Consider the following 14,069-nt stretch of genomic DNA (forward strand, 5'->3'; position numbering starts at 1 on the left):
ATTATTTTCTAACTGATAATTCTTTAATCTCTTCTTCTGTCACTGAATCGTATTTTTCCAATGATTCCTGGAAGTACTCAACTTGCTCTGCAGGGAATGCACCTTCTTGAGCCAATTTAGTCTTGTGTTGTAATGACGATGATTTCAACAACAATTTAACTTCGGCGATTGCGATACCCGGCAAGAAACGTAAGAACAACAAGAATAACGTAAAGAATAATCCAATTGAACCTACAAAGATACCTACGTCTGTCCAAGTTGGGTAGAACATTGCCCAAGATGAAGGCAAGTAATCACGGTGCAATGAAGTCACGATAATTACGAAACGCTCAAACCACATACCGATATTTACCACAATGGATAGAATCCAAGAGATCGGAATACTTGTACGGATTTTTTTGAACCAGAATAACTGTGGAGAAATTACGTTACAAGTCATCATCGACCAGTATGCCCATGCATATGGACCCAACATACGGTTCTCGAAAGCATACATTTCGTATTCTGAACGAGAGTACATCGCGATAAATAACTCGGTTAAGTAAGCCACACCTACGATAGAACCAGTCGTCATGATGATAATATTCATCGATTCAATATGGAACATCGTGATGTAGTTCTCAAAGTTCATTACTTTACGTAAGATCAACAATAAAGTCTGTACCATCGCGAAGCCTGAGAAGATCGCACCTGCCACGAAGTAAGGCGGGAAGATCGTCGTGTGCCATCCAGGGATAACCGAAGTTGCAAAGTCCATGGATACGATGGTGTGTACAGAAAGTACCAGTGGTGTTGAAATACCTGCCAAGATCAATGACACGATTTCAAAACGTTGCCAAGTCTTCACAGAACCATTCCAACCGAATGATAATACAGAATAAATCTTTTGTTTTAATCCAGTAGCACGGTCACGGATAGTCGCGATATCCGGCAACAAACCACAGTACCAGAATACCAAGGATACTGTAAAGTATGTTGAGATCGCGAATGCATCCCATACCAATGGCGAGTTGAAGTTAACCCAAAGTGATCCAAATTGATTTGGAAGCGGGAAAATCCAATATGCCAACCAAGGACGACCCATGTGAGCTACAACGTAGGTAGCCGCACAGATTACCGCAAAGATCGTCATCGCCTCTGCGGAACGGTTGATGGAATTACGCCAGTTTTGACGGAAAATTAATAATACGGCCGAAATCAACGTACCAGCGTGACCGATACCAACCCACCATACGAAGTCGGTGATATCCCAAGCCCAGCCTACAGTTTTATTCAGACCCCAAGCGCCGATACCTGTCCAAAAGGTATAACTAACGCTAACTACCCATAATAAAGCACCCAATACAGCAACGGTAAAACCGATCCACCATGCTTTATTTGGTTTATTTTCAACCGGCAGTAAGATATCATCCGTAATTTTTGCATACGTGATGTCTTTACCGGTCATTAATGGTTCTCTTAATATTGATTCGTTATGCGATGACATAGTATTTTTATTTCAAATATTGTACAAGATTACGCCTCAAAAGTGTTTCTAACTTTTGTCATATAACCGATACCCGGTTGAACATTGATTTCCTCAAGTACGTAATAAACACGCTCGTTGCGCAATGCTTTGGATACTTCTGATTCTGGATCGTTAGCGTCACCGAAGATGATTGCATTTGCCGAACATGCTTGTTGACAAGCCATTTGGATATCGCCATCTTTCACTTTGCGGTTTTCAATCTTAGCCTGTAATTTACCTGATTGGATACGTTGGATACACATTGAACATTTCTCCATGACCCCACGTGAACGAGTGACTACATCTGGATTCAATACCAATTGTGTGAACTCATTGTTCAAGTAGTTGTCAAAACGTGAATCATTCCAGTATGCAAACCAGTTGAAACGACGCACTTTGAACGGACAGTTGTTCGCACAGTAACGTGTACCGAAACAACGGTTGTATGCCATGTGGTTCAAACCTTCTGAAGAGTGTACTGTTGCCAATACCGGACAAACCGTTTCACAAGGTGCGTGGCCACAGTGCTGACACAACATGGGTTGGTGAACAACAGTGATATCTTCGAAATCCAATTCAGCCGAAGCTTTCGCAATTTCTTTCTCTTTTGTAAGATCTTTTTCTTTGCCTTCGATTGTATAGTAACGGTCGATACGTAACCAGTGCATCTCACGACGACGACGAACCTCGTCACGACCTACAACAGGAATGTTATTCTCTACGTTACAAGCTACGATACAAGCACCACAACCTGTACAAGCGTTCAAGTCGATCGCCATCACCCATTTGTGGCCCGGTTGCTCATATTTATTCCACAAATCGTACGTTTTGTGATTATCTGTAAAACGTCCTGCCTCAGAGTTAGGATCTTTCAGATATTTCGCAAACGTAGTCTCACGGATCACATTACGACCTTCGATGGTGTGGTGTGTTTGTGTTTGTGCCAATTGGTATGTCCCAGCTGCTTTCGCTACAGTTGCTTTTGCAACACCTTGAACAGTACCATTGATGATAGAAGCAAATGGGAATGCGTTTTTACCAACTTCATTACCTGCTTTACCCACTTTCGTACGTCCGTAACCTACAGCAACAGAAACAGTACCTTGCGCTTGACCAGGTTGTTGTACAACTGGCAATTCAAGTTCAACACCATTTGCTTTTACAGTTACTTTACCATCTTCACCCAAGCCTAGTTTTTCAGCATCTTTAGGGTTTAGGGCAGCATAGTTGTCCCAAGTTACTTTAGATACTGGATCAGGCAATTCTTGCAAGTAAGCATTGTTTGCGTAACGACCATCGCGAAGCGCAGAAGGTTCGTAAAGTTTCAATTCAAACTCACCAGTGATTGCTTTGCTGGATGCTTCGATTGCTGAAGCGGCAGCAGCTGCGTTTCCTGTAAATGCAGGAGCAGTTGCCACTTTGGCACCTTTATATTCAAAACCAGTTTGCAATACAGCATCCCAGTTTTTCGTAGAACCGGCTAAGATTTGTGTAGACCACAAGTTCTTAACGAAGTTGTACATATCTGTTGTGTTTCCTGCCCAAGTCAACAAGCTTTGCTCAGCTTGACGTGTTTGGAAAACAGGATTGATTGTCGGTTGAACGATTGAATACAAACCTTCTTTCGGATTAGCATCACCCCAAGACTCCAAGAAAGTACTTGCAGGAGCAATCGCTGTCAATTCCGACGCAGTCTCATCAGCACGTTGTGAGAATGATAAAGTGAAAGGAATCTGTTTCAAAGCCGCTTTTACATCCTCTGCTTTGAAGTAGTCATATACAGGATTGCTGTTCAAGAAGAACGCTACACCTACCTGGCCAGCTTTTGCAGCAGCTAAGAAAGCCTGGAAAGAAGAATCCGAACCCTGGTATTGTTTCGAATAGTTATCTAAATCAATGATTGTACCGTAAGCGCCCAATGCAACGTTGATCGCATTGACCAATACCTGAACATTCACATCGTTAGAACCAGCAACAACTACGGCAGCACCTTTGCTGTTGACCAATTCTTTCGCCGCTAGGGCTACACCTTTTTGCGCTTTTTTGTTTGCAGTTGCTCCAGCCAATGATTGACCAGTGATTGCATTATATAAAGCAATCAAGGTAGCACCTTCTTCCGAAGGTTTGATCGCAATACGCGCATCGGCATTTGTACCAGTCATTGAAAGACCAGACTCAAACTGTACGTGACGTGACATTTTTCCATTTTTTAAGGATTTGTAGTCACGGTTTTTAGCGTATTGTTGTGTATGTTCTTCACCTGCCAACCAAGTTCCTAAGAAATCAGCAGCAACTGAAACGATGACATTTGCTTTATCAAAATTGTATGAAGGAACTACAGCCTTACCGAATGAAGCTTTATTTGCTTCGATAATACCGCTGTAAGAAACAGCGTCGTATTGTACGTGGTTAACTGTAGGGAATTTCGTTGCAAAAGCAGCGATAGCAGCCAACGTTGAAGGACTGTTTACGGTATTCGAAACGATCGTAATTTGTTTACCAGAAGATGCAGCAGCAGTCAATGCTTTAACAACTTCCCCATCCAATTTAGACCACTCCACATCTTGACCTTTCAATTGTGCTTGCTTCAATTTAGACTCATCATATAAATCCAATACCGAAGCAGCAGTTGTTGAATCCAAACCTTGGTTCAAACCAATTGCATTTGGGTTAGGCTCAACATTGATCGGACGACCTTCACGCGTTTTAACCAAGATACTTTGACCATTGAATGTCGACGTATAGTAGTTAGGGATACCTGGAGTTACCTCTTCAGGTTTAATCAAATAAGGAACTGCCTTATGCACAGGAGTACGGTTACAAGCCGCTAAAGAAACAGCACCCAAACCAAAACCTAATGCTTTCAAGAAGTCACGGCGAGGAGTTTTCGTACTCAAGCCCGCTTCATTTAATACATCTTCTACAGGAATAGATTCGGCAAACTCACCCTTGCTTCCCTCAACGAAAGCAGGAGTTTGATTTAACTCTTCCAAACCTTTCCAATATTTTTTATTGCTATCCATTTAAGCTGTATATAAGATTGCGTATTTCAAATAATTATTAATAGTGACATTTACCACACTCAAGACCACCGATCATGGCTGCAGTCATTTTTTCACCTTTCTTAATTCTTTCGTGTGCCTTGATCAAATCTTCATAATATTTATTATCCGATTTGATATCTGTCTTTTTGTGACAGTCCACACACCATTTCATTGTCAATGGAGAGTATTGATATACTTCTTCCATATTTTGGATCGGCCCGTGACAAGTCTGACACTCTACTCCTGCTACCACAACGTGTTGTGAGTGATTGAAGTAAGCGAAATCAGGCAAGTTATGGATACGAACCCATTGAATTGGCTTCGGATTGTTACCATAAGTACGTGTCTCAGGATTCCAATCTAACGCACGGTAGATTTTAGCAATTTCTGGTGAGATTTCACCATCATAATGCTCTGATGCAGTGATTGTATTGTGACAGTTCATACACACATTGGCCGATGGAATAGACGCATTTTTAGATTTAAATGCACCACCGTGACAGTATTGACACTCAATTTTATTTACACCAGCGTGGATTTGGTGCGAGAACTTGATCGGTTGAACAGGTTTGTAACCTTCGTGAACACCTACGTTCCACATTGTTTTCCAACCACCAACTGCCAAAAGAGCAACAAGCATCAACACGGTAAATCCAACTAATTTTTTGTTTTTAACGAATGCTTTCGCAAACTTCACAAAACGTTGATTGTCCTCAGGCTCTTGTTGCGCAGCAATAGCTTCCTGATTCTTAGCAATTACATTTTCTAAGGTACGGATCACACGGTTCAACACCACGATCACGACAACCGCCAAAACAACAACCGCGATCAAGCCCAAGATCATGAACATAGACGCATTGTCATCTTTTGCAGCAGCACCAGCAGCACCAGCTTCTTTCGGCTTCTCTACTGAGGCATCTTTGATAAACGCAATGACAGATTTAATCTGATCGTCAGATAAATCCGTAAAAGAAGTCATCACAGATTTGTTGTACTCTTCGAAGATTTTAACAGCCTCAGCATCACCTGTAGCGATTAAAGCTTGAGAGTTACGGATCCATTTGATCAACCATTCTTCAGATTTTGTATCTGGAACTCCTTTCAAAGCAGGACCAACTACTTTTCTGTCAATGGCGTGACAGGATGTACACTTAGATTTGAAGATTTTTTCACCTTCCTTGACATCTTGCGCATGCAACGTCGTAACGGCAAATAATAGCATCAAACTCGTTGACACCACCCTCGCAAGGCTTCCCAAAACGGATGAGATAGTTCTCATATTTAGCACTTTATACTATTTATTTGTGAATGTAAAAAATTAACTCCCATGGTTAAAGGAGCCACTACCCCCCTAACAATGCCACAAAAGTATGATTTATTAACAAATCGCTGACAATTTTGTGACCTTTAATATCAATTTATAATCATTCTAAACAATTGCGTTTAAACCACGTTAAATCCCTATTATGCGAACGAAGTATATCAATTGCCTTAACTTTTCATCAGGGTACGCCTATCAAATATAAGACATTACTATGACAATTTAAAATACTTGAATATCAAGATAGTTCCGGGCTAAAAAAACATTTTTGATATTAATTCCGTAACTTTATGGGTATGAAAATGCTATTATATAGCTACGGTATATGCTTGTTCCTCATAGGTTCTTCCTGTCAGGGGCAAGAGCATGTTAAACAGAAAACAAAAATGGAAACGAATAAAAAATATAACCCGTTAAGCAAAGAAGAGGAATATGTCATTGTACACAAAGGGACGGAGCGTCCTTTTACGGGAGAGCTTTTGGACAACAAATCAAAAGGAACCTATATTTGCCGGCGTTGCGATAGCCCGCTCTATCGTTCGGAATCAAAATTTGAATCTGGCTGTGGCTGGCCGAGCTTTGATGATGAGATCCCCAATGCAATCACCCGGATCACGGATGCAGACGGGCGCCGTACGGAAATTCTCTGCACAAACTGTGGCGCACACCTCGGGCATGTTTTTCTTGGGGAAGGCTTCACAGCGAAAAACACACGCCATTGCGTCAATTCCATTTCAATGAAATTCGTAGCGGATACTACAAAGTAACCTTTGCTTTTGTCGATTCGCGAATTTTCAGTTCACAAGGCAACACGAGCTTACGTGTTGCTTTTATTTTGCCCTGGAGACGGAGCAAAAGTATATTGATCAGGTTTTCGGCAATCTCCTTGATCGGTTGTGAAACAACGGTGATGGAAGGTTCCAATAGTTTAAAAACTGTATGGTCATCGAAGGCAATCATCGCTGGCATAACAAAATTATATTTCTTCGAAGCCTTCAATCCGGAAATCGCGAGATAATTGGTCGAAAATAAAAGAGCATCCAGACGGTTTTCACAAATAAAATCTTTTAGGGACTCCATTGCCTCGTCATCCGAAGCATCCATCTGCACCTTCTGAATGAAACTTTGCTGTTTATGATTATCCATTGCTTTGAGATAGCCCTCTGAGCGTTCCTTCATCTGGGTCTGATCCGAATATAACGATACAAAACCTATGCGCTTATACGCCTGTTGACAGAGATGACTTGTGGCGTCAAAAGCACCCTGAAAATTATCCGCTCCGACATAGTCAGTCTCCAGGTTCGGAAAGTAACGGTCGAAAAGTACAACAGGAATATTACTTTGCTGCAATTGCTTGACAGTATCCTCCAAACCATCTGAAGGTGTAATGATAAAACCGTCCACCTGACGGTCGTAAAACATCTGGATCAGCTCCTTCGCCTTTTCTACATCGTTGTTGGTACTACAATAAATAATACGGTACCCCTGCTCGTACACTTTGCTTTCGATCAGACGCGCAATATTGCCAAAAAACGGATTCGAGATGTCTTCGATAATCAAACCCAAAATCTTTGTCTTTCCGGTACGCAAGCTTTTCGCCAGTTCATTTGGCTTATACCCTACTTTCTTGACATAATCCAATACGCGCTTGGTCAACGCCTCGCTGATACGCTTCTCTTTTGCCTTGTCATTCAAAATAAAGGAGACTGTAGTTACAGAAATTCCCAACGCCTTTGCGATATCACTGATCAGAATACGTTTCTTCATGTAGAGTAGGTTTGTTAAGTTTTTATTTCGAAGATTACTAAAGTAAAAAATTTAACGACAATTTACTAAAATAATAATAAAATTGCGCTAAAAGGTTTTATTTACTAATTTTAAGCAGTTTCAAATACCCGAACACAAAACCTATGACAGGAAATAAACTCATCACAACAGTGTTGGGCACGCTAATTTTACCATTTTGCGTTCAAGCTCAGCAAAATTTAACACAATATGTCAACCCATTTATTGGGTCAGCAGATCACGGCCACGTATTTGTCGGAGCCAATGTACCCTTAGGTGCAGTACAGCTTGGGCCAACGCAGATCCCACAGATCTGGGACAAATTCAATGGCTGGGATTGGTGCAGCGGCTACAATTACAAAAGCCAGGAAATTCTGGGCTTTACCCATACCCATCTGAGCGGAACCGGTATTGGCGACCTCAATGATCTGATGATCGTTCCGGCGAATGGCAAGCTGCAATTGACAGCAGCAGAATTCAACAAGATGAATACCGGCTACGGTTCATCTTTCAAAAAAGAAAATGAAGTTGCTAAACCCGGATTCTACAGCGCCTATCTGGATGACTATAAAGTGCAGGCTAATCTCACCGCTACGGAAAGAGTGGGCTACCACCAGTACGTTTACGAAAAAACAGACAACGCCCATATTTTGGTTGACCTGGGTTACCACATCAATTGGGATAAAGCAACGGATACCTATATCAAACAGGTCAATGATTCCACCTTCGTTGGTTACCGTTTTTCGACAGGCTGGGCCAGTGACCAAAAATTATACTTTGCCATAAAAACTTCGCAGCCTATCCAAAAGGTTAGATTCTTTGATGGCAAAGACGAAAAATTCGGTCAGACGACCTTCAAAGGACAAGCGATCAAAGCAGCGCTTTTCTTCAATGCGGCTAAAAACAAGAATATTGAACTGAAAGTGGGTATTTCTCCCGTCAGCTCCACCAATGCCTTAAATAATATCAATGCGGAGATTCCGGGCTGGAATTTTGAAAAGGTAAAACAAGAAGCCGATCAACGTTGGAACAAAACCCTGAACAAAATCCAGTTTGAAGCGGATAAGGACACCAAGACCATTTTCTATACCGCGCTATACCACACTTACTTCGCACCGACAATTTTCAACGATGCAAACGGTGATTATATGGGTACAGATAAACAGGTTTACGAAAAACAAGATTTTGTCAATCACACCGTATTCTCCCTATGGGATACCTATCGTGGACTTCATCCACTGATGACCATCCTGGAGGACCGCAAGATCAATCAGGATTTTATCAAAACCATGCTTGCGATCTATCAGCAACAGGGAAAATTACCGATGTGGCATTTGCAGGGCAATGAAACCAATACCATGGTCGGTTTGCCTGCCATTCCCGTGATTGCAGACGCTTTCTTAAAAGGAATCATCGACGAGAAGGATTATCCTTTGGTATGGGAAGCGGTCAAAACAACCGCCATGGGCAATGACCATGGATTGAAATTTGCACGCGACCTGACATATATTCCCATCGACAGTATGCCGAACGAATCCGTTGCCTGGGCATTGGAATACGCAATCGCTGATTTCGGCGCTTACAAAATTGCAGAGAAATTAGGAAAGACCGAAGATGCCGCTTATTTCAAAAAACGCTATAAACTATACGAACAATATTTCGATAAAGAAGTTGGTCACTTTGTGGGTAAAAAAGCCAATGGTGACTTCCGCAGGCCTTTTGATCCCTTAATGGCCAAGCACCGTGAAAATGATTACTGTGAAGGAAATGCATGGCAATATACGTGGTTGGTACCACAAGACGTGACAGGTTTGATCAATCTTTTTGGTGGCGAACAGCAATTTTTAAAGAAACTGGATTACTTTACCACAATGTCTTCTGATCTCGGTGGAGAAGCTTCCCCGGATATCTCAGGACTAATCGGCCAATACGCACAAGGGAATGAGCCCAATCACCATATCCCCTACTTATATGCTTACGCGGGACAACCCTGGAAAGGTGCTGCATTGGCACGTAAAGCAATGACCGAATTCTATACCAATACACCAGCAGGACTTTGCGGTAACGATGACGTCGGTCAGATGAGCGCATGGTACGTATTCTCAGCGATGGGATTCTATCCATTGAATGCCATGAGCGGTGTGTATGTATTTGGTTCACCGATGATGGAACATGCCAACATCAATTTGCCAAATGGCAAAACTTTAGCGATCACCGTTAAAAACCAAGGTAAAGCAAACCAATACATCAAATCGATCAAATTGGATGGAAAGCCTTACAGCAAGACTTTCATCACACATGCACAATTGCTACAGGGTGGTCAGATGGAAATTGAGATGAGCGCTACACCGAACAAGAACTTCGGAAAGAACAAAGCAGACAGACCGACAAGCGTTGACAATAATTAACTGAAAAATTGTCAGCAAAACATTCATGGATTAATATTTGTTAATACCTTAATATATAAAATTAAGGAGAACAAAAAATGGCAGATTACAAAAACATCAATATACAAGATATTCCTGATGGGGGCGAAAATCCAAAAGACTTCTATGAAAGTTTCAAAGAGAAGTTAGAAGACTTGGAGACCTTCCCAAAAGACTATACCTACAAGTTTATCTTACCAAAGGATCAGGATCAATTCAACCAGATCCAGGCTGTATTTGATGATACTGATGCAAGCTTTGATTTCAAAGACTCCAAGACAGGAAAATACACCTCGATCACGGTTAATGTAAATGTAAAAGATGCCGATCAGGTCATTTACTTCTACAAAGAAGTAGCCAAGATAAAAGGCGTTATTATGCTATAAAACAAAGCCGGCTGTCGAAATGACAGCCGGCTTTGTTTTATAGCTATATTAATGGCCTTAGTCCCCCTATTTTAACAGCACAACATCAAGCCGATAATCGCCACTAAATCTTTTACTATCATAGTGCAGCTTGAATAGCTTGAGGGCAGTCTCATCCTGTAGGGAATTTAAGATTCGTTTGACATCTTTTCGTTCAACAAACTGTTTCCAATTGTTTTTCCGATCATAGAAAAAGGACATCTGTCCCTTCATGCTATTTCCGGCCGCGCCCAGCGCATATAACTTCGTTTCACTGAACAGTATATTAAAATAGTCGTTATATACCAAGCAATCAAGCATAATCTCTTTATTTTTATTAGCCATCCAGTCAAATCGATACGAACAGTACATCGGCTTCCCATAGTAAATACCAGGTTTATGAGGAATCTTGATCTCCGCAAAAAATTGCTTGAGCAATTCCACCACCGCAGGCTCACCATCGTACGCTAAGGGCAAAGAGCTAAGCTCACAATCCATATATAAGGTAAAAGAAGACAGATTGAGGCCCCAGCGTCCTTGACGATCCAACAAAAACTTGGACAAACGCTCCAAAAGTAGTGACATGCCGCCCCTGAATTCGCCCGGCACGGAAAGAGCATCAAAGTGTCTTGCCTCATTAAATTTATAACGTTTTTCATACATATCTATCACAAAGCGGTTATATTCCTGATCAAAATTAACATAAAGCTCGTCTATCATGGAATCTCTGATAGCTTTATCCTTTAGAATTAACCTATTAAAAGGCCAAAATGAATCCTGTTTATAGGGCCACAAAATGGCATGCCCCAGCTTATAAAACTCATAGCGTCCCTTGGGCAAGATCAATTTATTCTGATTTGCATAATCTTGTATAGCAATGGAAAGATTCCGAAATTTATCGCCATAAGACAATTGACCGTAAACGGACAGATGCAATAGCATAAGCGCGAGTATCAGATTCGATTTAAACACTACCGTGCGAAATATACCTTTCATAGGATAACGATGTAAGCAAGTCCTATTTTCCATAAAAAAAGCCCGCTATTTAGCGGGCTTTTTTATAGTAAATTCAATATAAGTTTATTCCTGACCGGCACCAGCTACGGGAGCTTCGCCGTTCGGCTTATCTTGTTTTGGTTTATCTTCTTTTGGAGGACGAGGCAATAAAGCTTTACGTGAAAGTTTCATTTTACCTTGTTTGTCAATATCCAATAATTTAACCGTTACTTTATCACCTTCCTTGAAGATTCCGTCCATTGTTTCAAGTCGTTTCCAGTCAATTTCAGAGATGTGCAACAAACCATCTTTACCCGGCATAATCTCAACAAATGCACCAAACGGCATAATTGATTTTACTTTACCTTCGTAAGTTTCACCGATCTCAGGTTTAGATGCAATCGCTTTGATACGGCCTACCGCATCATCAATTGCTGCTTTATTATCCGCAAACACCTGTACGACACCCTTGTTATCAACCTCCTCGATAGAGATTGTTGCACCAGTCTCACGTTGCATTTCTTGGATGATCTTACCACCTGGGCCGATTACAGCACCGATAAATTCTTTATCGATCAATAACTGAACAATACGAGGTGCATGTGGTTTGTAGTCTTCACGTGGAGCAGAAATAGTTTTCTTCATTTCACCTAAGATGTGTAAACGAGCTTCTTTTGCTTGATCCAAAGCCTGGGTCAACACTTCCCATTTCAAACCATTGATTTTTAAGTCCATCTGACAAGCAACAATACCTTTTTCAGTACCTGTCACTTTAAAGTCCATGTCACCTAAGTGATCTTCATCACCTAAGATATCCGATAAAATTGCATATTTACCGGTTTTCTCATCGGAGATCAATCCCATTGCGATACCAGATACAGGAGCTTTCAATTTCACACCAGCATCCAAAAGAGCCAATGTACCGGCACATACCGTCGCCATAGACGAAGAACCATTGGATTCCAAAATATCAGAAACCACACGGATTGTATACGGGTTTTCATTATCTGCAGGTAATACTTGTTTCAATGAACGCATGGCCAAGTTACCATGACCAACTTCACGACGGCCTGGACCTCTGTTTGGTCTGACTTCACCTGTAGAGAATGCAGGGAAGTTGTAGTGAAGGATAAATTTGTTATAACCGTTGATAAAAGCACCATCGATCATTTGTTCATCGTCTTTAGCACCTAAAGTAACTGAAGTCAATGACTGTGTTTCACCACGTGTAAATACAGCTGAACCGTGTGCAGCAGGTAAGTAATCTACTTCTGACCAGATTGGACGCACTGTACGAACGTCACGGCCATCCAAACGAATTCCTTCGTCCAGGACAAGGTTACGGACAGCATCGTACTGAACATCGTGGAAATATTTTTTAAACAAGAATGCTGTATCATCATCCAATTCCTCAGGCATTGTTGCTCTATATTCTTCTGCAATCTTCGCAAAATTTTCAGAACGCTCATGTTTCGCTGAAGCAGATTTTGCGATAGCGTAAACTTTATCATACGTAGCTGCAAAAATTGAATCTCTCAATTCAAGGTTTTCAGGCTCGTGGTTATATTCGCGTTTTACAGTTTTACCGACTAGATTCGCCAATTCAACCTGTGCTGCGATTTGTTTTTTGATCGCTTCATGAGCAAAAGCAATTGCTTCTACCATTTCAGCTTCGGAAATTTCTTTGGCTTCACCCTCAACCATACCGATATCTTGTGCAGAGCCGGCAACAATAAATTCTAAAGAGGCGTTTTCCAGTTCAGATAATTTTGGATTGATCACCAATTGACCGTCAATCTTCGCTACACGAACCTCTGAAATAGGACCATTGAAAGGAATATCAGATACTGCGATTGCTGCAGAAGCCGCCAAACCCGCTAAAGCGTCAGGCATAATATCTTTATCTGCAGAAATCAAGCTAATCTGAACTTGTGTATCTGCGTGATAGTTTTCAGGGAATAAAGGACGTAATGCACGATCTACCAAACGGGAAATCAATACCTCATAGTCTGATAATCTAGCCTCACGGCGTAAGAAACCACCTGGGATACGACCTGTAGCCGCATATTTCTCTTGATAATCTACTGAAAGTGGTAAAAAATCAACACCAGATTTAGCTTCTTTGGCAGAAACGACAGTTGCTAGCAACATCGTATCACCTTGTTTTAACACTACAGCACCATCAGCCTGTTTTGCCAATTTCCCTGTAGACAATTCGATCTGGGTGCCATTACCCATATCGATGGTCGTTTTAATTTCGTTGTAATTCATTTAATCTTGTTTTTGACACGCTTTTCATCTTGTTGGCAGCGTGCCGATATTTTAAATACGTTAGATTTCAGCACAAAGGTAAATTAAAATATTAAGATTAATGCAATTAACAGCAGGCTAAATATGCAAAGGGGATACTTAGACCAGGGGGAAGTGAAGCATCTGCCATCATTCTTTGGAAATCTGCTCCTAAAAAGTTCGTGAAGTTTGAAACGGTTGAGAGGCCATCTATCCACGAGCGGAAAAAACAGTACGTGATTGAAAATAATATTCTTCGCTATTGACCGAATAAAAAGCTCCCTATTTCAAGTAGAA

The 14,069-nt window shown here is 41.3% G+C and carries 9 protein-coding genes; 3 read left to right on the forward strand and 6 right to left on the reverse strand.

The window, feature by feature from the left end; genetic code table 11:
- Position 1: 1 nt before the first annotated feature.
- Genes nrfD through BWD42_RS18635 form a run of 3 tightly spaced genes read right to left on the reverse strand, consistent with a single transcriptional unit; the run spans position 2 to position 5,830 of the window.
- Positions 2-1,486, reverse strand: coding sequence for an NrfD/PsrC family molybdoenzyme membrane anchor subunit (gene nrfD / locus BWD42_RS18625; RefSeq protein WP_077437920.1), 1,485 nt, complete (start codon positions 1,484-1,486; stop codon positions 2-4).
- A 29-nt stretch (positions 1,487-1,515) separates the two neighbouring features.
- Positions 1,516-4,530, reverse strand: coding sequence for a TAT-variant-translocated molybdopterin oxidoreductase (locus BWD42_RS18630; RefSeq protein ID WP_077437921.1), 3,015 nt, complete (start codon positions 4,528-4,530; stop codon positions 1,516-1,518).
- 37 nt (positions 4,531-4,567) lie between these two features.
- Entirely contained in the window at positions 4,568-5,830 is a 1,263-nt protein-coding gene (locus BWD42_RS18635) for a cytochrome c3 family protein (protein ID WP_077437922.1), read from the reverse strand.
- A gap of 338 nt (positions 5,831-6,168) precedes the next feature.
- Between BWD42_RS18635 and BWD42_RS18640 the strand changes: the two genes are divergently transcribed.
- The gene (locus BWD42_RS18640) at positions 6,169-6,639 is read left to right on the forward strand and encodes a methionine-R-sulfoxide reductase (RefSeq protein WP_217700102.1); all 471 of its coding nucleotides are present in this window, start codon (positions 6,169-6,171) and stop codon (positions 6,637-6,639) included.
- On the opposite strand, the gene BWD42_RS18645 is transcribed toward BWD42_RS18640, so the two are convergent.
- Positions 6,629-7,639 (reverse strand): LacI family DNA-binding transcriptional regulator, encoded by a 1,011-nt coding sequence (locus tag BWD42_RS18645; protein ID WP_077437924.1) that lies wholly within the window; start codon positions 7,637-7,639, stop codon positions 6,629-6,631. The genes BWD42_RS18640 and BWD42_RS18645 overlap by 11 nt on opposite strands.
- A gap of 143 nt (positions 7,640-7,782) precedes the next feature.
- On the opposite strand from BWD42_RS18645, the gene BWD42_RS18650 reads away from it, so the two are divergent.
- Entirely contained in the window at positions 7,783-10,065 is a 2,283-nt protein-coding gene (locus tag BWD42_RS18650; RefSeq protein WP_077437925.1) for a GH92 family glycosyl hydrolase, read from the forward strand.
- 77 nt (positions 10,066-10,142) lie between these two features.
- Positions 10,143-10,469: a DUF493 domain-containing protein gene (locus tag BWD42_RS18655; RefSeq protein WP_077437926.1), complete on the forward strand. Its 327-nt coding sequence runs from the start codon at positions 10,143-10,145 to the stop codon at positions 10,467-10,469.
- 66 nt (positions 10,470-10,535) lie between these two features.
- On the opposite strand, the gene BWD42_RS18660 is transcribed toward BWD42_RS18655, so the two are convergent.
- Positions 10,536-11,483, reverse strand: a complete 948-nt coding sequence (locus BWD42_RS18660) for a hypothetical protein (protein ID WP_077437927.1) — start codon at positions 11,481-11,483, stop codon at positions 10,536-10,538.
- Between the two features lie 84 nt (positions 11,484-11,567).
- Positions 11,568-13,754, reverse strand: a complete 2,187-nt coding sequence (gene pnp / locus BWD42_RS18665) for a polyribonucleotide nucleotidyltransferase (RefSeq protein WP_077437928.1) — start codon at positions 13,752-13,754, stop codon at positions 11,568-11,570.
- Positions 13,755-14,069 lie beyond the last annotated feature (315 nt).

Origin of the sequence: Sphingobacterium sp. CZ-UAM, assembly GCF_002000245.1 — a bacterium.
GTDB lineage: Bacteria > Bacteroidota > Bacteroidia > Sphingobacteriales > Sphingobacteriaceae > Sphingobacterium.

What these genes read in the sequence shown, in the direction of transcription:
- BWD42_RS18630 (WP_077437921.1), bottom strand. Translation starts at nt 4,530, where the DNA reads ATGGATAGCAATAAAAAATATTGGAAAGGTTTGGAAGAGTTAAATCAA.
- BWD42_RS18655 (WP_077437926.1), top strand. Translation starts at nt 10,143, where the DNA reads ATGGCAGATTACAAAAACATCAATATACAAGATATTCCTGATGGGGGC.
- BWD42_RS18650 (WP_077437925.1), top strand. Translation starts at nt 7,783, where the DNA reads ATGACAGGAAATAAACTCATCACAACAGTGTTGGGCACGCTAATTTTA.
- BWD42_RS18635 (WP_077437922.1), bottom strand. Translation starts at nt 5,830, where the DNA reads ATGAGAACTATCTCATCCGTTTTGGGAAGCCTTGCGAGGGTGGTGTCA.
- BWD42_RS18660 (WP_077437927.1), bottom strand. Translation starts at nt 11,483, where the DNA reads ATGAAAGGTATATTTCGCACGGTAGTGTTTAAATCGAATCTGATACTC.
- nrfD (WP_077437920.1), bottom strand. Translation starts at nt 1,486, where the DNA reads ATGTCATCGCATAACGAATCAATATTAAGAGAACCATTAATGACCGGT.
- pnp (WP_077437928.1), bottom strand. Translation starts at nt 13,754, where the DNA reads ATGAATTACAACGAAATTAAAACGACCATCGATATGGGTAATGGCACC.
- BWD42_RS18645 (WP_077437924.1), bottom strand. Translation starts at nt 7,639, where the DNA reads ATGAAGAAACGTATTCTGATCAGTGATATCGCAAAGGCGTTGGGAATT.
- BWD42_RS18640 (WP_217700102.1), top strand. Translation starts at nt 6,169, where the DNA reads ATGAAAATGCTATTATATAGCTACGGTATATGCTTGTTCCTCATAGGT.